This window comes from Psychrobacillus sp. NPDC096623, assembly GCF_044762655.1.
Lineage (GTDB): Bacteria > Bacillota > Bacilli > Bacillales_A > Planococcaceae > Psychrobacillus.
The window spans coordinates 135,230-154,947 of sequence record NZ_JBIWER010000002.1 but is presented as its reverse complement, the minus strand read 5'-3'; the positions used below and the strand labels follow the sequence as shown (position 1 = coordinate 154,947).

Annotated in this window: 18 protein-coding genes and 1 riboswitch; of the genes, 2 read left to right on the top strand and 16 right to left on the bottom strand. The window is 37.4% G+C overall.

The genetic code is table 11. The features are described from left to right. Nucleotides 1-27: 27 nt before the first annotated feature. The 9 genes from ACIQX2_RS05485 to ACIQX2_RS05445 form a co-directional block, all read right to left on the bottom strand. A complete protein-coding gene (locus ACIQX2_RS05485; RefSeq protein ID WP_402847646.1) occupies nt 28-459 on the bottom strand; it encodes a CotY/CotZ family spore coat protein in 432 nt (143 codons plus the stop codon). 87 nt (nt 460-546) lie between these two features. Beyond that, complete coding sequence (locus ACIQX2_RS05480; protein ID WP_402847645.1) at nt 547-1,752, bottom strand: ATP-grasp domain-containing protein; 1,206 nt, start codon at nt 1,750-1,752, stop codon at nt 547-549. A 384-nt stretch (nt 1,753-2,136) separates the two neighbouring features. Continuing rightward, nucleotides 2,137-3,033 carry an ROK family protein gene (locus ACIQX2_RS05475; RefSeq protein WP_402847644.1) on the bottom strand — a complete coding sequence of 299 codons (897 nt, stop codon included), beginning with the start codon at nt 3,031-3,033 and terminating at the stop codon, nt 2,137-2,139. Beyond that, nucleotides 3,030-4,727: a glycoside hydrolase family 13 protein gene (locus ACIQX2_RS05470; protein ID WP_402847643.1), complete on the bottom strand. Its 1,698-nt coding sequence runs from the start codon at nt 4,725-4,727 to the stop codon at nt 3,030-3,032. Before ACIQX2_RS05470 ends, ACIQX2_RS05475 begins: the two co-directional genes overlap by 4 nt. A 260-nt stretch (nt 4,728-4,987) precedes the next feature. Beyond that, nucleotides 4,988-5,683: a hypothetical protein gene (locus ACIQX2_RS05465; protein WP_402847642.1), complete on the bottom strand. Its 696-nt coding sequence runs from the start codon at nt 5,681-5,683 to the stop codon at nt 4,988-4,990. Continuing rightward, the gene (locus ACIQX2_RS05460; RefSeq protein ID WP_402847641.1) at nt 5,680-6,366 is read right to left on the bottom strand and encodes a hypothetical protein; all 687 of its coding nucleotides are present in this window, start codon (nt 6,364-6,366) and stop codon (nt 5,680-5,682) included. Before ACIQX2_RS05460 ends, ACIQX2_RS05465 begins: the two co-directional genes overlap by 4 nt. A gap of 192 nt (nt 6,367-6,558) precedes the next feature. Further along, a complete protein-coding gene (locus tag ACIQX2_RS05455; RefSeq protein WP_402847640.1) occupies nt 6,559-6,897 on the bottom strand; it encodes a YrdB family protein in 339 nt (112 codons plus the stop codon). Between the two features lie 2 nt (nt 6,898-6,899). Next, nucleotides 6,900-7,583, bottom strand: a complete 684-nt coding sequence (locus tag ACIQX2_RS05450) for an MBL fold metallo-hydrolase (RefSeq protein WP_402847639.1) — start codon at nt 7,581-7,583, stop codon at nt 6,900-6,902. A 12-nt stretch (nt 7,584-7,595) separates the two neighbouring features. Beyond that, nucleotides 7,596-8,213, bottom strand: coding sequence for a TetR/AcrR family transcriptional regulator (locus ACIQX2_RS05445; protein ID WP_402847638.1), 618 nt, complete (start codon nt 8,211-8,213; stop codon nt 7,596-7,598). 225 nt (nt 8,214-8,438) lie between these two features. Here ACIQX2_RS05445 and ACIQX2_RS05440 point away from each other — a divergent pair, with 225 nt between their 5' ends. Then, nucleotides 8,439-10,364 (top strand): FUSC family protein, encoded by a 1,926-nt coding sequence (locus tag ACIQX2_RS05440; protein ID WP_402847637.1) that lies wholly within the window; start codon nt 8,439-8,441, stop codon nt 10,362-10,364. 236 nt (nt 10,365-10,600) lie between these two features. On the opposite strand, the gene ACIQX2_RS05435 is transcribed toward ACIQX2_RS05440, so the two are convergent. From ACIQX2_RS05435 to ACIQX2_RS05405, 7 genes are all read right to left on the bottom strand, one after another. Further along, nucleotides 10,601-10,687 carry a hypothetical protein gene (locus ACIQX2_RS05435; protein WP_402849087.1) on the bottom strand — a complete coding sequence of 29 codons (87 nt, stop codon included), beginning with the start codon at nt 10,685-10,687 and terminating at the stop codon, nt 10,601-10,603. A gap of 318 nt (nt 10,688-11,005) precedes the next feature. Continuing rightward, nucleotides 11,006-11,929, bottom strand: coding sequence for a DUF2971 domain-containing protein (locus tag ACIQX2_RS05430; protein ID WP_402847636.1), 924 nt, complete (start codon nt 11,927-11,929; stop codon nt 11,006-11,008). A gap of 97 nt (nt 11,930-12,026) precedes the next feature. Next, on the bottom strand, nt 12,027-14,006 hold the full coding sequence (locus ACIQX2_RS05425) for a bifunctional diguanylate cyclase/phosphodiesterase (RefSeq protein WP_402847635.1): 1,980 nt from the start codon (nt 14,004-14,006) through the stop codon (nt 12,027-12,029). A 153-nt stretch (nt 14,007-14,159) separates the two neighbouring features. After that, a complete protein-coding gene (locus ACIQX2_RS05420) occupies nt 14,160-15,371 on the bottom strand; it encodes a quaternary amine ABC transporter ATP-binding protein (RefSeq protein ID WP_402847634.1) in 1,212 nt (403 codons plus the stop codon). After that, nucleotides 15,368-16,228 (bottom strand): ABC transporter permease, encoded by an 861-nt coding sequence (locus ACIQX2_RS05415; protein ID WP_402847633.1) that lies wholly within the window; start codon nt 16,226-16,228, stop codon nt 15,368-15,370. The genes ACIQX2_RS05420 and ACIQX2_RS05415 overlap by 4 nt, the downstream gene beginning before the upstream one ends. 75 nt (nt 16,229-16,303) lie before the next feature. Continuing rightward, nucleotides 16,304-17,299, bottom strand: a complete 996-nt coding sequence (locus tag ACIQX2_RS05410; RefSeq protein WP_402847632.1) for an ABC transporter substrate-binding protein — start codon at nt 17,297-17,299, stop codon at nt 16,304-16,306. Between the two features lie 450 nt (nt 17,300-17,749). Next, nucleotides 17,750-18,712 (bottom strand): 2-hydroxyacid dehydrogenase, encoded by a 963-nt coding sequence (locus tag ACIQX2_RS05405; RefSeq protein WP_402849084.1) that lies wholly within the window; start codon nt 18,710-18,712, stop codon nt 17,750-17,752. 237 nt (nt 18,713-18,949) lie between these two features. After that, nucleotides 18,950-19,056: riboswitch (TPP riboswitch) on the top strand. A gap of 80 nt (nt 19,057-19,136) precedes the next feature. Between ACIQX2_RS05405 and ACIQX2_RS05400 the strand changes: the two genes are divergently transcribed. Continuing rightward, a complete protein-coding gene (locus ACIQX2_RS05400; RefSeq protein WP_402847631.1) occupies nt 19,137-19,718 on the top strand; it encodes a YkoF family thiamine/hydroxymethylpyrimidine-binding protein in 582 nt (193 codons plus the stop codon).

Sequence of the window (19,718 nt, the reverse complement as noted above, 5' to 3'; positions counted from 1 at the left end):
ACTTATTTAAGAGCACCTCGCTTCGTTTTACCATTTTGGTTCAATTATAATTTTTCTTTTCAGCATTTCTGTATCTAACGGTTGTATTGCACATATACAGGTGACATCTACAATTTTACAGATAGAGGTTTTCTCTAATTTAACTACATCACAAAGCGAATTAGTTAGCTCGCCTTCTATATCAAGCGGGCGCAGTAATGAAACGGTAGCGCAGCAATTTTCTAGGTCCACCGATTCAATTCGAAAAAAATTTGTTTCAATACATTCCATAAGACTACGCAGACTCAAGAAATCACCTTTTTGTGTAACCAGGAGGAAGGGAATAGTATCGGCTCCAACTATTTTACCGAGGAGGTTTCCAAAAAATTTAGTATGAGAGTTTTGTAGTAAATCCTGGAGTGTCTTTAATTCAAAAAGTGCTTCACAAACACAATGATTACTTAGACGTTCACTATTCATTTACTTATTCACTCCCTCCCTACCTTGGTGTTCTTATTATATTAAGAACACAAAAGTAGATGCGGGTTAAAAGCATCTACTTTCTCGTTAAAATGGTTCGATATAGAATTTTATTTCCTGAGCTGCAGCTCGAGCAATCTCTTCTGCTTGGGCTTCTGTTTCAGAAGCTGCGATGACGCAAGCATACCGATCGCCCATTGAAGAAGGTTTTTTTAGGACCGCACCGCTCACAGGTTTTACATACACATACTTTACTCCAGAATGCGTTAACGCCAGTTCCTGCCCTTTGACTCTTAGAAGTTTGCCTCGCGATTGAAGTGTTAAATATTTTGCGTTTACGAACATGCTTCTCGTTTGGAAGAATGTAGGTTCTTTTCCTACATACATATTCAATATTTCTTTTAGAAGATTAATTCCCGTACCCTCTTCTATAATTCGGTTCATAATACCTCCGGACATTCTTGGGTTTATCTCAATTAGCTTCCATTGATCTTGCACTAGCTTTAACTCTATATGGCAGGAGCCGTTTGAAAAGTCTAGCTCCTTTATGATGTCTGAAATATGAGTTATTAGGCTTTTATGCAAAGTTTCTCCTAATATTGCAGGATACTTGTAAGCACCGACTATAAACTTTCCATTATAGATTATGTCCTGCTCCATTACCGCCATAAATTTAAGCTCATCATTTTGCATGAGCAATTCGACGAGATACTGTGATCCTTCTAAAAACTCTTCTATTAGTAAGCTAGTATGTGGATATTTATCTCTCAAATATCGTCCTGCTTTTGTCAGCTCGTTAGGTGTTTTGACCATAAAAACATCCTTGGAGCCATTTGAAACAGGTGCTTTTATGACTAAAGGTAGATGAGAGGTATATTTTATCTTTTGAAGGGAGTCCTCTGTAGGTATTATCCAATATGCGGGGCTTATGGGGAGATGCTTTAATGCTTCTCTTAATGTTATTTTGTTTTCCATTACGCTTAATGGTTGTAAGGAGACTACTGTTAATTCAAGCTGTTCTGAAAGACGTCCTGCGTATGCAACATACGGATCTATAAAACTAACACACGCACATATTTGTTTACCCGTTTTCTGTAGCAATACGATTTTGTCTATTATGCGCTGCTCGTTCAACAAGTCATCGATGAGAATAACCTGGTCTACTTCTGCGAATTCCAGATGGCTTTGTTTATCTGTGAATAATATAACGGCATATCCCATTTCCTTAGCAACCGTTAGTGCTTCTCTACTTGTGCCAAATTTATAGCTCCCGATAAATACAAGTGTCTTCATTCTATTAACCACCAATTCATCCATATTCGTTTTTTTAGAATATGAGGGAGGAAGAAAAACAGTGAGTAAATTCCCTTTAGTATAGTCGTTGATTTCCGCTCAGAGCGAATGCTTTCCGGAGGCACAGCTGGGGCCAGGAGTCGTCGTCCTACGCTCCAATCAAACCTTAATAATAAATCGCTCACCCCTCGGAGGCAAACAGGATGTTGGTCACAAATGCGTTGCCACACGAGGTGGCGTGTTCTTAGCCTTTATTCCCCACCTGTAACGGGAATCATAGGATTATTCATTTTTACAAGTTCCTTAAACCAAGTGGTCAAAGGACATTTTTATATACTTTCACCATTTAAAAAAGTGAGCATAATTTATGCACACTTTTTTAGCTTATTTCGTTGAATCTATTACAAGCATCGCTGCTCCTAGCATTCCTGCTTCATTGCCAAATTTTGCACGGGTCACTTGAACTGGCTTTAGCTTTAAAGGCTCTACTTTAGCAAGAAGCTCTTCCCACCAGTAATCTGCAGAGTCAGAAACCCCTCCACCTATAACAACACAGTCCATATCGAGCACTGCTTGAAGACTAGAGATAACTATCGCAAAGTCAGAAAGGAAACGCTCACTAACTGCTATTGCCCCAGTATTTCCCTCTGCCGCTAAACGGAATACATCATGGGGCTTTGCCAATTCATTGGTCTCAGCATTGATGACATTCCCCTCCTGAATAAGTCTTTTGATAGCTGTTCCAGAAACGTACTCTTCGCTACAGCCAGGTCTGCCACATCCACATACTATACCGTTTGGATACAATATTAAATGACCAACCTCGCCACCGCCACCATTTGTTCCATTCATCACTTTTCCATCAAGCACTATGCCCCCGCCAAGTTTTGTTCCAACTGTTAGGCAAACGACTTGATTGAACCCTGCAGCTGCACCAAGTCTAGCTTCTGCTAGCGCAGCACAATTGGCATCGTTATTTATCTCAACAGGAAGTCCGGTTGCTGCTTCAAGCAAAGCTTTGACTGGTGTCCCTTGCCACCCAGGCATTTCTGTTTCAAATGTGATGACACCCGTTACCGCATCTACCATCCCTCGAGTTCCAATTCCTATTCCAGCAATGTCAGGGACTTCGTTCTTCATCGCAAGAACCTGCTCCTCTAAATATGGATATAAAGGCAATACAGTTGGTATCGTCTTATCAACTAGAACTTCACCCTGTTCATTTACGACACCCAATCGGATTTTAGTTCCTCCAATGTCTACTCCTAGTACCTTTTTCAATTCTCTATCCCCTTTTTAAATGCGACCACAAAGGCTTCATATGGACGAATTTCTACTGTTTTCTCATTTGTTTTTAGCGTATCATAGTTCGATATAATATTTTCTCGTGATTTTGAAGTCACATCACAGTCTTTCCATTCTAGCTGTTCCATTTGATCAGAGAAATTTGTAACTACTAGCCATTCTTCATCAGCCGACTGCCGTTTATAAACAAATAAGCTCGGATGATCAGCAAATAATAGCTGAAAGCTTCCATGTATAATAATGTCATGCTGTTTTCTAAGTTGTATTAGCTTTTGATACGTATAAAAAATAGAAGTGGAATCATTTATGGAATGTTCGACATTTATCTCATCGGTATTTGGGTTCATTCGTATCCATGGCGTACCTGTCGTAAAGCCCCCCTCTGATGTCCATTGCATAGGTGTTCTTGCATTATCTCGACCCTTTGCATAAATACCAGACATAATGTCTTCGTGAGATATCCCCTGCTCAATTTTTTCCTTATACATATTCAATGTTTCGATGTCTCGGTAATCCTCAAGCAAAGGGAATACCACATTCGTCATGCCGAGCTCTTCCCCTTGGTATATATACGGAGTACCTTGAAGCATATGCAAACAGATTGCTAACATTTTAGCGGAAAGCTCTCGATATTCTCCATCATTACCAAAACGAGATACTACTCGTGGTTGATCATGGTTGTTCCAATATAAGCTGTTCCATCCTATTTTATGAAGTGCAAGCTGCCACTTTTCAAAATTTCTTTTTAAATCGACTAGCTTTAACGGCTGTACATTCCATTTTCCACCTGGGCCACTATCTAAGTCCATATGCTCGAATGTAAATACCATATTTACTTCTTTGTTATCCGCATTTGTGTATATTCGAGCATCGTCAGTGGTCGCGCCAGGCATTTCACCGACTGTGACTACATCATATTTACTTAGTACTTTTTTGTTCATTTCCTGTAGATAATCGTGAATTTTTGGTCCATTAATGAAGTAAGGACTTCCATCCCCATACAAATTATTCGGATGAATGGTACCATCAGGCAGGTCCGAATCCTTCGATATAAAGTTGATAACATCCATGCGGAAGCCACCAATCCCTTTTTCTAACCAATACGTCATTAATTGGTACACGTCCTCTCTTAGAGGCTCATGCTCCCAGTTTAAATCTGGCTGCTTCTTGGAGAATAAATGTAAATAATATGAATCGGTCAACACGTCTTTTTCCCAAGCAGATCCAGAGAAAACGGAGCCCCAATTATTAGGAGGCTGTCCGTCTTTCCCATCTCTCCATATATAGTAATCTCGATACTTAGAATTTTTAGAAGACCTAGATTCTACAAACCATTCATGCTCATCTGAACTATGATTGACTACTAAATCCATTACAATTCGAATGCCTCGATTTTTAGCTTCCTCAATTAGCTGTTCCATATCTTCCATTGTGCCGAATTCAGCCATAATCGTTCGGTAGTTTCGAATATCATAGCCGTTGTCATCATTCGGAGAATCATAGACAGGACTCAACCATATAACATCAATTCCTAACTTTTCTAGATAATCTAACTTAGAAATAATCCCTGGAATATCCCCTATTCCGTCTCCATTCGAATCCATAAAGCTTCTAGGATATATCTGATACACAACACTTTTCTTCCACCAAGGTTCCATTTGTCGCTCCATTTTTCCACCGCCCTAAAATGTAACTTAATAGAGTTATTTTAATCTTCTCTCAACAATTATGCAAGCGCTTGCACAACTATTCTTTTACAGAAGAGTAATTTAATGATGAAACAATTAGCATTAGAATCCTTAAAAAGTTGATTTCCACTCCAAGCGGGTGCTTTCCGTGGCACGAGTTCAATCTTGGACCAACATGGTGTAGGTCAAGAAATCCTCTTTAAACAGATAATTGAATCAATAATATGATTAAATTACACATCTTACTCTAGTTCGGACTCCTCTATGAAAACTGCAAATTCAATCTGTGTAGCCCCTCCCCAGGAAGAACTTCCGTTATCATTTACCTCAGGATATGTAATTTTATCTAAGCTATCATACGCGTTCCAACGAAAATAATACTGTGGGAGTGTTAGAGAACCGGTTAATGAATTAATAACTGTTATCCAATCTTTCGAAAGTTTCATAGTCCCATATGGATTCTCAGACAAGGTGATCTTTTGTTCAAGTTGCACACCTGGTTCATATTGTTCTTCCGCACCACTAATTTGAAATCCTCTTTTATTAATCAAGTATAACTTCATATATTTCACCTTTTTTTGGGGTGGGTAGTTCCAAACAGTATGGAAGGTTGATGGATCCTTGCTATTAATCTTCCACACTTTTATGTCACCGCTTGTCGAAACAAGCACTACATTCCATTTACGATTTTTCCACTCCCATAAACTTAGCCCATAAAGTTTCTCCTCTGCTTGAAAAGGAACAAATACATGACGGTCATCTAAAAAAATTGTATCTTGGATTTCGCTGTTAGAAACATATGAAAAATGATTAGTCATCTCTTTAACTAACTGTTCATCATTTGGAAATGATGTTGGATCTGATTTGTAATACCAGAAACATGCGGAAAGTAAGATAACTCCGCTGAGCATGGAGATAATCAATTTAGTTTTTTTCACTTATTTCCCTCCTCAAACAGAGATTGCTTCGTTTGAAAGTAGAGCTGCTTCTCCTGTGAAGTTATCAATATTCCTTTTCCATTGTTCTCTAGAAAAATAGTAGCACGAATCCCGCTTCCCCATTTCGGTAAGGTATTTGCCAGTATATAAGGAAAACGTTCAGTTTTTTTAATTGGTTCCATATATATCTCGTTGTACCAACTATCACTATAGTAATCTTTTTGGACAGCACCTTGTAGAGAGGCTGCTAATTTTTCCGTAACAAGCGAGACTTCGTTTGCTGTAGGATGCGTGTTAATAATATATGCACCCTTCACATTTGAAATATATGTACTTGGGTCATTTCCGGGATAAAGTAAATTATTTATTGGTATTCCAACTAACAGGAATATTAATAAAATGAAATTAGCCCCAAAACCTAACCAAGCAAAGGATCGGTACTTTTGCCATTTCTCCTTATTCTTGCTTAGAAACACATATAATAACCATACACCAAGGGGAAGGATAGGAATTTGTATGACATGACCAAAATAATCCAAGTTAATGGAAAACGTAAATAGACCTATGAGAAGAACTACGATTACTTTCCAAATCAAAGGCTTCTCTAGTTGAACTTTATATAAACGGGTGGCAATTATACCAATTACAATCCAGCCTAAAATAATCATTGTCTGTTCAACCATTTCAACACTATACCAAATAATAACTCCCTCTTTTCATCTTTTGTATATCCTCTAATTCAACATTGCTTCCAAAATTCCCTTCAAATGGTTATCCTCGATTATTGAAATAAATACCCCATGCTTAATGAGATCAATAGAAAACAATAAAAAAAGCCCATACCATTATTAAATAATAGTTTGGACCTTATATTTTCATTCCTCTATGGAATACATTAAAATCATTTCTATTAAAACAATAAAACCAAATATAATAGCCAGCTTACCTTTTCCTGCCACAAAAAGTGCAGTGGTAGCAAATCCAAATACGATTATTTGAAGTAGTATTCGAATAGGAATAGTCACCGGGAAAGTGGCTTTCGGAGCAATGAAAGTTCCCCAAAATATTGCAACTAGTAGTGGTGTTCCAATACCTAATACAGTATTGATGAGCCACCCTTTGTTCATGTGAAAGCCCCAGTAAGAAAAAGCTCCAAGCGCAAATAGCTCCATAGCAAAAAATAAGCCAAATACTGTATATTTGAATATCAACATCCCTATTGACCCCCTAGCTTTCTATCCATACTTTTTATATATTCTTCTAGTTGATCGGATGGTTGAAACACTGTATTTCCATGACATAATTCTAGCCGCTTTGGTTTTAAATGGCTTACTATACTAGCACTTGCTACCGCTTGCTTCATATCTGCTGTGAACGCAGGCATAGGAGGTTTGAGTTTTCCTTTTTTAGAGGTGAACAAATCTCCAACTAACAAAACTTGGTCTTGATCATGATAATAGACGACGTGGCCTGGAGAATGCCCAGGTGTGAAATAAGGTGTGAGCCCCCCAATTTTCATTAATTTATTGGAGCCGTCTTCTAATAACGGCTTAGTTAAAGTTTTCGGAAGATTATTCTCCAACTTTTTTCGTTTTGGATAAATAATTTCTCCTTCCATGTAAGGGATTTCGATTTGATGAGCATACACTGGAACTTCATACTTTTTCAAAATTCCCTTTACTGCGCCAACATGATCGGAGTGTCCATGCGTTAAGAGAATTCTCTGTAAAGGACCTGCATTTAGTTGTTCTATAAATTTCATGATTCCTTTTGTCATCATTGGCATTCCTGCATCTACTAATGTGATGCCCTCCTCATCAGCAACGACCCATACATGAATAGTAATAATCATCCATGTTTTCAAGCTCCATATATGCTCCGAAATCTTTTTCACCTGCATCTTCATTACCCCTTACTTTAATTTTTCTTGAAAGCCTAAAAGTAAAATTTCTATTGCTAGGTTAAATGTTGGTATCAACCTTTCGATCAGTACATCATGCGGTTCATGCTGATAGGAGTAAGTGCTCAATACTCCATTCAATTGGTAATAATAAATTCGAGAAAATGCCAAAAGCTGTTTCTCATTCAAGGTAGTGAAATTTTCATGAATGGTAGATTTCAATAGTTCGAAAATCGCTATCCGAAGTTGATTGATCTCTAATTCAGGTTTTTCATCCACTCTCGAGGATTTAGCGTTGAAAAAAATATCATACATACTGCGGTTTTTTAAACAAAAAGAAATATATTCCAAACTAATTTCTTTAAGCCTGCTTTCAGATGATAATGAATCCAACTCTGAGATGCCTTGTAGTTTTTGATATAACTGCTGCAATGGCGGCAAAGAGAGCTGATGAAGCAATGTCTCCTTATCTTTAAAATATAGATAAATCGCGGTATGTGAACAACCTGCATCTCTCGCAATTTCTCGAATCGTTACTGCATCGTATCCTTTTTTGGCAAATAAATTTGCGGCAGAATCCAATATCAATTTTTTCGTTTCATCTGAACGTTGCTCTTGTTTACTTTTCATATTATGTGACCTCTCCCAACTAAACTAACCATTGGTTATATTATAACCAACGGTTAGTTTTATGTCAAAAAGTGGTTACTCCATTAAAATACGCACAACATAAATTATTCACTTTGTACATTTCATCTACTTCATCCAGCAAGTGCCAATAATTTCAACTTTCATCATATCAGCAGTATAATTAGTTATCTTAACTTTCAGTAACTGTGAAAAGGCGGAATCTATTTGAAAAATAAACCTACTGAGTCAGTTATGGCTACGCTACTCTTAACTATTAAACAAGCTTTTATCGTCAATAAAAACCCACTTCCATGGCTTAAAGCTTTTACTGCAGGAGTTTGTGCAGGTTTACCTGTCCTCATAGGATTCTTATTGGGAAATTTGGAATACGGTCTGATAGTAGGAATCGGCGGCTTGACCTATCTATATGTTTTTAATATCCCTTATGCTTTTAGAGCAAAAAAATTATTGTTTGCAGTAGTAGGGCTATCATTTGCTATGGGTCTAGGAACGTTACTGGCGCCCTATGCCTTTTTAGCTGCAATAGCAGTAGCTATTATTGGTGCGCTTGTCACTTTCTTATTTGGAGCGCTAAAAATCACTGGACCCGCTGCTATTTTCATTGTACTAACCTTTCTAATGGGTACAGGTATGCCAATTGACCCTGAGCTAGCCCCTATTCGAGCGGGACTTGTGTTCTTAGGTGGAGCATTTTCATGGATTATGGGGATGATTGGTTGGTTAAATAATCCTCATGGACCCGAAAAGATGGCCGTGAAAAAAGTATACCTTGAACTAGCTAGCTTCCTAGAACTAGTTGGAACAGACCAATTAAATGAGTCCAAACAAAAAATTATTTCCTCATTAAAATCGGCAGGGAATATAATGCAGTCTGGCTATATTCCGTGGCGGGTAACAGAACCCTATAAACGACTTTATTTACTAAATGAACAGGCGAATAATATCTTTCTACATATCATTGAAAAGATGGAATCGAGAGATCAGCCATTACCTATAGAACTAAGTGAATCCATCCGGTCCATCGCACAGTCAATTGATAACTCTAAAACTAAAATAAAAATTCCACAGGGTGACAGTACAAATGATTTAACTATTTTTCATGAATTAGTTAAAGATACTGCAATTATTGCAAGCGAATCAATATCTGATATTCAAAGAGAAATAGTTATTTCTAAAACGTCACTACGAGTTGTGATAGGCGGTGCTTTTGATAAAAATTCAATCGTATTTTTAAATGCTTTTCGATATGGATTTGTGTTGTTTATAGCAGCTATAATCGCACAATCATTTGATTTTGAACGTTCCTATTGGGTTACGCTATCATGCGCAGCAGTGCTATCAGGTGCAACTATTATGGCAACCTTCCACCGTACAATTCAACGATCTTTAGGGACCATTATTGGGATTTTGACCGCGACATCGATTCTCTACTTTCAACCCGAAGGTTATATTATTGCAATTGCTATTTTCTTCCTCACTTTTCTAACAGAGCTTGCCATCGTATTAAATTATGGAATTGCTGCTTTATTCATCACACCTAATGCTCTTCTGCTTGCTGAGAGTACTACGAAAATTCATGATATTTCCTATTTTGCTTCTGCTCGCGTAATAGATGTCCTAATTGGGAGTGCCATTGGACTTATAGGTGCTTTTTTAATGAATCGAAAAAGTGCAGCTAGTTTACTTGCTCATACGATGGCCAAAACGATTCGAAGTGAACAGCAATTTTTATTTACTCTGTTCTCACAGGAACCATCATTAGTCGAGCCTGAGCATTCAAAAGAACTTATTAAAATGCAAACAAACTTATCTAATTTACAAATTGTATATTTTACAGCATTAGGGGAGATCCCACGAGACAATACAAAGCTAGATTTGCTATTTCCTGCAATTCATTCCATCGAACACCTTGGATATTTACTAAATTCAGCTGCTAAATATAAAAATCGCCCTATACAAGCGGATAGCGATTTATCTAAAATACTTCTAGTGTTTGAAACGCTGGCAAAATCAGCAGAGCAAGAGCGAATATTATCCAAAAAAGAGATGCCTAATATCATTGGATTTTCTAAAATACAAGCGGAGGTGCACCATCTCCAGGAAGCCCTTCACAAAAGCGGAAAACAATAAACAGTTCCCTCACTTTTCATCAAAACACCTCCAACCATTGAAAAATAGTTGGAGGTGCTATTATTTTATATGCGCCTAGAAAGAATTATGTGCTAAATGCCAATAGCTCTTTTTAGTTTGTCTTTTTAATAGTTGGTATGTCTTGTGAATTAAGGGTCATTCGAATGAACTTCTCATCCATCTTCAATGCTTCTGCTAAAAGTCCCCAAGACCTCTTGCTCTGCGGTCGACCTGCATTAAATTCTCAGCTGATTGGTGTAATGAGACAGTAATAGGATCTCAAGTTCATCAAGTTTTGCTCTATAGGAACCGCTTATCGGCACAAATTCAAATTCTTGGACAAACGGATAGGTTTCAATTTATTTAAGGAAAGTATTCACTTTTTACTCATCTTTTGTCCAGACTCCAGCGCCTAGCCTCTCGAGTCGTTTCAGAATGTCGGATAAAGGCAAAGGCCGCCTTTACCACCATTCTTCCAACGCTTTTCGAGGCTTGCATAGGCGCTTGCGCTTTTCTTCTTTTGTCCAGACTCCAGCACCTAGCCTCTTGAGTCGTTTCAGATATGTCGGATAAAGGCAAAGACGCCTTTACCGCATTCTTCCAACGCTTTTCGAGGCTTATATAGGTGCTTGCTTTTCTTTCTATCGATAAGGAATATGGGAAAGTTTTATAGGTACAGTGGGATAACCGACATTTTTCAAATAGTAGTTAATACTTCTAGCAGTGAATTCGTTGGTTCCAGAAGGGCCAATAATGATTTGATTGACCGGAAGTCTGTTGTCATTTTGGAGAACTTTGTTATGTGTCTCTATTTCGATATATGGCAGAATAATATTATCTCTCGCACGAAATTTCAACTCATGCTGATACGGCATGCTTTTAGAGTTCGTCACAATAATTCGCCATTCTTTTTCCTCTGAAAAAGTAGCGTGCTTAAATAACGGGAGAAAGTATCCAATTGTTCTTGCCACTTCCTTAGGTGAATATTTAGGCGTCTGTCCACTTAGCTCTAAGCTAAGAAGCGACACGTTTATAATCCTACGAATAATTCGTTCCTGCAGCTTGTGATCGTATATTACTTTTCGAGGAAAAAAGTTCTCTTCACTTAAATGAAACGAAACATCAAATAAAGCCGAAAAGTCAAAACCTATCGAAATACCATGCTGGCTTCGACTATAGCCTCTCCACTGGCTTAGGAGGTCTCCACTTTCACAAAAGGACACAACGAAAATATCTGTATCCTGCTCCTCGAGAATTGTAAAGACTTCTTCTAAGTATGTTCGCCTAGGATTATCTGCTGGTAATTCTTGAATAAGCTTTTGGAGGATACTTTCACAAATCTCTAATCCATGACTATATTCTTTCGAGTCATTCATAAACTTTATATGGGAAGCCCAAAAGGTTTTGTTGCTAATAATTCCTTGTGCGCCTTCTAAGTTTGTATAGTGATATAACGCTTTTATATTTTTTGTAAAGTATTTTCTAAATTCCTTACTGATTAACGGAATAAGAGCTTTTATATCGATACTTGAAATAGGATTATGTTCTATCTCATATCTAGACATTTCAATAGCACCTCCTAACTTTATAGTAATACTTCACGCTCTCGGTGTCTAAAACCATTTGAAATCTTAACAATAAAAAACCAGAAATAGAAAGAATTCAATCTTCCACTCTGGTTTCACTGTACCACTGAATAAGGTCATGAGGCTGCATCGGCTTCGCAAAATAATATCCTTGAAAAATCGGTTTTCTACTAGCTCCCTTCAAGAAATTTACTTGCTCCTTCGTTTCTACTCCTTCAATGACTACGTTTAAATATAATGATTCTCCTAATGTCACTATAGCCTGAACAATAGCAGAGTCTTTAGGTGAGATAGGTACATCATCTATAAATGATTTGTCTATTTTTAGGGTCGATATCGGCATTTGTTTTAAATAAGAAAGTGATGATACACCAGTTCCAAAGTCGTCTAATGCAACCGAGAAACCTTCTTTTCTAAGCGAACCTACTGCACGCATAGCTTCTTCCATGTTTTTTACAAAGCTATTCTCCGTTATTTCTAATTCTATTTGTGAGGGCTCCAGACCATACTCATCTAATTTTTGTGTTAATAACTTTAAAAGCAATGGAGAGGTGACATACTCACCTGGAATATTAATGGCCACCTGTTTAAAAGAAATGTTTTCTAGTTTCCAATTGGCTATTTGCTGACATACTCGACCTATTATCCAATCTGTCACTTTAACCATACGATCATATTCCTCTAAAATAGGAACAAACACAGCAGGTGATAGAAATCCATACTTCGGATGATTCCATCTTAATAATGCCTCAAGTCCTACCGTTTCATTCGGATTTAAACACACTTTCGGTTGGTACACCAGAAACAGCTCATCATCTTTCATCGCTCGATTAACGTCATCTGCTATTTCACGTTCAAATGTATACGTATGAATACTGGAATCATAGTAAACAATATCATGATTATATGTAATAGATGGGTAATTTAGAACCGCAAGTACATTTGTATATATATTTGGCGTATTTTCAAAGTGGTTTGCATCCGAGACAGCACAAACTCCATACAAGTAAACTTCGTGACCTTTCACAAGTATAGGCTTACGAAGAACCGTCGCTATTTCCTTCAATGAATCTCTTAACTGCTTGGCACTATCCCCATCCCTAGCAATGAGTGCAATTCGATGCCCTTCTATACGATAAATCTCGACCTTGGAGGGAGTTAACGTTTTGAAGATATATACTAACCTCCGAATCACTTCATCACCGAAAGCATAATTGAACTCTCTATTAATATGTTCCAAATCATGCATATGCCAAACAGCTAAAACTTTAGGGGAATGCAATTTTTTTTCAAATAAACGACGATTCGGTAATCGAGTAAATGAATCATAATAATTTGCACGATACTCGATAAAACGATCTATAAAACTGGATAGCAATAAAATACCTAATAGAATAGTCATTCCTAACGTGACAATAATCGCTAGTCCATACATCTCTGTCGAATGGGAATGCGATAAATTCATTTCATACCCTTTTGGGATATAAAAGTTTATAGCAGCCATTCCTGTGTAATGCATACTAGATATAGCTAAACCTATGATTAAAGATATTATTAATTGCACTTTATAATTCGTTTCGTATTTTTGTACTGTTGAAAAAATGTACACGGCAATAACGGAGACAACAATTGCTATACAAATAGAGGCTAAAAAAAGTATAGGGTTATATGTATGGACTACATCCATTTCCATCCCATACATTCCTAAATAGTGCATAGAAGAAATACCAGTCCCCATTGCTATTCCAGCAAAAAAATATGTCCATAAGTTTTGTCTCGGCAGGTTTGCCAAATAGAACGCTATAAATGAGGCTAACATCGCAGGTATGATTGAAATAACTGTAATGATATTGTTGTAACTCATACTTACAGGTAATGAAAAAGCACTCATTCCAACAAAATGCATGGACCATATACCAAATCCCAAGCAAAGAGAGGCTAAAAATAACCAAAAGTTCTTATGAAAAAAACTATTTTCACTTGCTCGTTTATTCAAAGACAGGGCTGTATAAGATGCCACTACCGCTATGATGATTGATAATATAACTATAATCAAGGAGTATTCTCCGTGAATTTCTACATTATTAATAGAACTTTCGTTATTAAAATTGAATATATTCTCCACCCCTGTCTATCTTTATTACTATACCATGACTTGATGAAGGCTAGAAATTAAGTAATTTTTCACTTATAAAAACACAGAAACTTGTTAAAGTTTCTGTGTCTCGTTTTGTTCGTCGGTACTCTCGCTGATTAAACTTGCTAATACGTGAACCCGCAGTATGATTCCCTTAATCGTTCGATCTTCATCTGTAACGACGATAGGATATTTCGAATCTAAGACAAATGGGATAATATCTTGGACATATTCGTCAGGACGTACAGTTTTCACTTCTGTAGACATGACTTCTTGTAATGTCTTCTTTTCTTTAAGACCATCAATTGCCTGGTCTACTGTTACAATTCCTTGAATTTGGCGTTTGCGGTCGGTAACAAATGCGCTGGAAATACCATTTTCCCTCATAACCTGGATAGCCACATTAAGACCATCCTTCAAGGAAACTAAACCGTATGGCTTGGACATAATATGCTCGGCCTGCAAAATTTTGGAACGATCAATATCACGGATAAATTCTGAAATGTAGTTGCTTGCCGGTTTCTCTAAAATTTCTTCTGGAGTACCGACTTGTTCTACTTTTCCATCCTTCATCACTGCTACACGATCACCAATTTTAAAAGCTTCATTTACATCATGTGTGATGAAAATAATTGTTTTTTGTAATTTATTTTGAATGTCCAGCAGCTCTAATTGCATTTCACGTCGTATTAAAGGATCGAGTGCACTAAACGGTTCATCCATTAGTAAAATATCCGGATCATTTGCGAGTGCTCTGGCAATCCCTACACGCTGGCGCATCCCACCAGATAATTCATCTGGATATTGATTTTCGTATCCTTTTAGCCCTACTGTTTCTAAATGCTTCCCGGCAATTTCACGACGCTCTGCTTTCGACATTCCTCTTATTTCCAAACCATATTCAATATTCTCTAATACGGTTCTATGACTGAATAAGCCAAAATGTTGAAATACCATCGCAATTTTTTTCTGACGGAAATATTTTAATTGGTTTTTATTATATCCAACTACATTTTCTCCATCGACATAAATAGCTCCAGACGTTGGTTTGTTCAGTAAATTTAAGCAACGGATTAAGGTCGATTTTCCACTCCCGGAAAGTCCCATGATGACGAAAGTTTCGCCTTCCATAATTTCCATAGAAGCATTATAAACACCCACGGTATGCCCCGTCTTTGCTAGAATCTCATCCTTTGGAACACCCTTTTCAACCATTGGAATGACTTTTTTAGGTCTTGGTCCAAAGATTTTAGAGACATTTTCCACTTTGAGTTTTACTGTCATGCTGCATCCCTCCTATGTTTCTGAAGGCGGTTTGCAATTCCACCGGTAATTCGATCAATAATAATTGCTAAAAATACGATACTTATTCCTGCTTCAAATCCAAGCGAAATATCGATTCGATTAATCGCATATAGTACACGTTCTCCAAGACCTTGGGCACCTACCATCGATCCAACAACTGCCATAGATAGCGCCATCATCGTCGTTTGGTTCACACCAGCCATAATAGTCGGTAATGCTTGAGGTAATTGTACTTTCATGAGCATTTGAGATGTGGAAGAACCAAATGATTGTGCGGATTCAACTACTTCTTTATCTACATTACGAATTCCTAGCTCGGTCAATCTAATAACGGGAGGAAGAGCGTATATGATAGTAGCAATTACTGCTGGAACGTTTCCTAGTGGGAAGAAGAAAATTACAGGTATCAAATAGACAAAGCTTGGCATTGTTTGCATCGCATCTAAAACTGGTCGCATAATTGTAGACAGCGTTTTACTAAATGCGGTCCCAACACCTAGTGGAATACCGATAACAAGTGAAAGTATTACGGATATTAATACAATCGAAATAGTGGTCATTGTTTCAGGCCACAGATCGAATGTGCCTATAAGAAATATAAAAGCTCCAAAAAGAAGCCCTCCATACAAATTAGTAAAATACCAACCTAATAGAAAAATAATAATGATAAAAATCCACCAAGGAATCGCTAGAAGACCAGCTTCTAGCCCCTTAATCATGGAAGAAGAAATAACAAAGATAAAATCAAAGAACGCATCAAAATTCATAGCTAAAAAATCTATGAAATTTTCTACTACATCCCCAATTGGAATTCGTACATCAGGAAATTCTGTCATACACTTTGGACTGTATCAAAAAAGAACAGTCTCCTTCACCTCACCTTTTTTGGGATAGATTACTTTAATCATGAATTAGTTTAAAGCTGCTTTCACTTTTTCTGCGGCTTCCTCAGACACCCATGTTGTCCAAAGGTCTTCATGCTCTTTCATCCACCATAGTGCGGCTTCATCTGGTTCTACTTCGTTTTCGTTCATATAAGCCAGTGCTTCTTCTGTTAATTCATTACTAGTTTCATATTTGCTTAAGAAATCCGTAACATCTTTTGCTTGTGTTGGTAAATCTTTATGAACAGCTATAACTACATCATTTGGAGGGAATTCCGTTCCTTTCGATTCTTCCCAAGTCGCTTCATCATATGGTGCATCCTCAAGCAATGTTAAATCATAGCTTGCAGTTACCCACGTGGGCGACCAGTAATACCCTACCCAAGGTTGTCCCTTTTTATATGCTCCCGCTAAGTCTGCTACAATTGCAGAGTCTGATCCTGGTGCTAAGTAATTGTATTTTGCATCAAGGCCATATGTTTCAAGTTTCGTCTCCAAGTGTTCACTTACTACCCAACTAGACGGTGCACCAATTATTCTTCCTTTGGTGCTATCTTCAGGATCTTGGAAAAGCTCTGGATACTTCTCAAGGTCTTGTACAGTTTTTAAATCAGGTGCAACTGCTTCAATTCCTCTTTCTGCATCTCCTTCTATCACATAAGTTGGAACATATAGTCCTTGCGAATTGTCATTGAAATTAGTTGCTAACTTCACAATTTTTCCACTATCAATTGCTTTTTCATAAACTTCCTTTGTATTATCTGTCCATATTTCCATATAAACATTGATGTCACCTTGTTCAAGTGATTGTAACGTAGCTGCTGTAGTTCCACTTGTAACTTCGGTTTTATAGCCATAACCCTCTTCAACTATTAGTTGGGCTATACTATTGTGGACACGAATGCTATCCCATCCTGCATCTGCAAATTTGATCACTTCAATACTGTCTTTGCTCGATTCACTACTGCATGCGCCCAATACTAAAAGTGTGCACATTGAAATAAACAACAATAATTTTCTCATCTTTTTTCCCCTTTTCTCTATTTAAATAAATTAGACATTTAGTCCTACCCTCCTATTACATACCCTTTTTTCTAAAGTTTAATCCTATTAATCTTTATGGGACTACACCACCAAAATTCCCATAATTTTTACATGTCTACTTTAAGGGTTTTTATGTTACTAGATTTTTTATTTAATTGAAGCAAATATCGACATTAAAATATGGGAGATTTTGAAGAAACTCGAATATTAATATCCCCACATCCTGTTAATTAATTATATATTTATGGTGTTTTTTATGTTTTTTTAACTTTAAGCAGGTACTTTGATCCGATCTTTGATTTATTGTTGAATTTTATAGTAATAAGAAGGAGAATCTGTGGTAATTTAATCTATAACTTTATTTGCGAAAAAAAAGAGTGGTCCTGGAATAATAGGACCACTCATAATTCCATGTGAAAATCATAGAAATTAGACAATTCGATTTTGAGGTTCTCTGCTTTCTAATACTGCTTCTATATCTTTTGCGTTCATTTGCATCATAGCAAGACGAGTTCGTATGCTAGCACTGCCGATATGAGGTGACATTGTTACATTAGGTAACGTAAGAAGTGGATGATCGATCGGAACAGGTTCCTGTTCAAATACATCCATTCCCGCAGCCCATATCTTTTTGGAAACAAGAGCATCATACAGAGCTTGTTCGTCTACGATGCCACCTCGGGCAACATTAATGATAGCTGCAGATTCCTTCATAAGATTCAGTTCTCGCTCACCTATTAGTCCCTTTGTTTCGGGAGTCAGCGGAGTTAACAGAATCACAAAGTCAGATTGCTTTAGCAATTCGTCTAATTCTGCATAAGTAAAGCCATACGTTTCTTCCGCATCTAGTTTTCTAGAGCGATTATGATATAACACATTCATGTCAAAGCCTTTCGCACGTCTTGCAACGGCTTCCCCTATCCGTCCCATCCCAACAATTCCGAGCGTTGCACCGAAAATATCCATTCCTGTATACTTCATTGGCGACCAGGAAGTCCAATTTCCTGAACGAATTTCTTGTTCAACTTCTGTTATTCTTCGAGCTGTAGCTAAAAGTAATGCAAATGTTAGGTCTGCAGTTGTCTCTGTCAGTACACCGGGAGTGTTTGTTACGACTATACCGTGTTCCTTTGCAGCTTCTATATCAATATTGTTAAAGCCTACTGCGAAATTACTAATCACTTTTAGATTAGGTAGACTTTCTATAAGTGCACGGTCGATATTGTCAGACAGCATTGTCCAAAGAGCATGTGCGTCCTTAGCATTTGTTTTTATTTCCTCATATGTCATTCCTTTTTCTTCACTATGCCACATTTGTACTTCAAATTTTTCTCTTAACGGTTCGACGATTTCTTCAGGTAATTTACGTGTTATGTATATTTTGTCCAAAATTTCTTCCTCCTTAAATTATTTATTCTGGTGTTTGTTTGGTGGATTCGGGTGATTCTCTCGCACATTCGGATGATTCTCAGCTAGATTTAGGTGATTCTCTCCAACTTTCCGGTGTTTCTCCCTATACAAATAGTTGGGTTAAATTAAGCATGGACGAAAGTACGAAATTTTGCAAACATATTTACAACTTCAAATAGCTACGTTATACTCTGAGCATATTAAAAAACTACATACCGTTTTGCGCACTAGGGGTGCCCACTTTGGCTGAGATGCGAGCTTTTTGCTCCGATCCCTTAAAACTCGATCAGGATAATACCTGCGTGAGGAAGTGCGGTGACTTCCCTAATATTATTGTATTGGATAAGTGGCTGCATCTTCACGGATGTGGTCTTTTTTTATGAAAAAATATAGGGAGGTTTTTTAAGTGGAATGTGGATTGAGCCCAATCATCGGATTTCGTTTTTCGCTACATCCAATGACAAATGATTTTATTAAGGTGATTAAAGGTGCCTTGAAGGAAACGGACACTTCGAATGTGTGGATGCATACGGATGATGTATCAACGGTCATTCGTGGGAAACAGGTACATGTGTTTAATGTGGCAAAAGCAATTACACTACATGCGGCTAAAACAGGAGAGCATATTGCTCTGTCTGGTACTTTTTCTGCTGGCTGCCCCGGTGATTCTGCAGGGGATGTGTATCTAGATAAGGGTGATTTAATTGCCAACATAGATACTACAAAGCAATATGTTTCCTCGCAATTTGCTCTCTATCCCATGAATAACCTGGATTATATGGACGTCATTTATCGTGAAGTGGATCGTGCTAAAGAACAGGGTGTATTCAATGAATCTATGCATTATGCAAGTGGCATTCACGGAGATATTCATGATGTGTTTGCATTTTACGAAGAATCATTCACGAACGCACGATCAGAAGAACATAAACATTTGGTTATGACCGTTTCTATGAGTATTAATAGTCCTTCTCACGGAGGTGTTTAA

Excerpts from the sequence above, each read along its gene's own strand:
- ACIQX2_RS05485 (WP_402847646.1), bottom strand. The coding sequence starts at position 459 with ATGAATAGTGAACGTCTAAGTAATCATTGTGTTTGTGAAGCACTTTTT.
- ACIQX2_RS05480 (WP_402847645.1), bottom strand. The coding sequence starts at position 1,752 with ATGAAGACACTTGTATTTATCGGGAGCTATAAATTTGGCACAAGTAGA.
- ACIQX2_RS05470 (WP_402847643.1), bottom strand. The coding sequence starts at position 4,727 with ATGGAGCGACAAATGGAACCTTGGTGGAAGAAAAGTGTTGTGTATCAG.
- ACIQX2_RS05460 (WP_402847641.1), bottom strand. The coding sequence starts at position 6,366 with ATGGTTGAACAGACAATGATTATTTTAGGCTGGATTGTAATTGGTATA.
- ACIQX2_RS05455 (WP_402847640.1), bottom strand. The coding sequence starts at position 6,897 with ATGTTGATATTCAAATATACAGTATTTGGCTTATTTTTTGCTATGGAG.
- ACIQX2_RS05450 (WP_402847639.1), bottom strand. The coding sequence starts at position 7,583 with ATGCAGGTGAAAAAGATTTCGGAGCATATATGGAGCTTGAAAACATGG.
- ACIQX2_RS05445 (WP_402847638.1), bottom strand. The coding sequence starts at position 8,213 with ATGAAAAGTAAACAAGAGCAACGTTCAGATGAAACGAAAAAATTGATA.
- ACIQX2_RS05430 (WP_402847636.1), bottom strand. The coding sequence starts at position 11,929 with ATGTCTAGATATGAGATAGAACATAATCCTATTTCAAGTATCGATATA.
- ACIQX2_RS05420 (WP_402847634.1), bottom strand. The coding sequence starts at position 15,371 with ATGACAGTAAAACTCAAAGTGGAAAATGTCTCTAAAATCTTTGGACCA.
- ACIQX2_RS05415 (WP_402847633.1), bottom strand. The coding sequence starts at position 16,228 with ATGACAGAATTTCCTGATGTACGAATTCCAATTGGGGATGTAGTAGAA.
- ACIQX2_RS05410 (WP_402847632.1), bottom strand. The coding sequence starts at position 17,299 with ATGAGAAAATTATTGTTGTTTATTTCAATGTGCACACTTTTAGTATTG.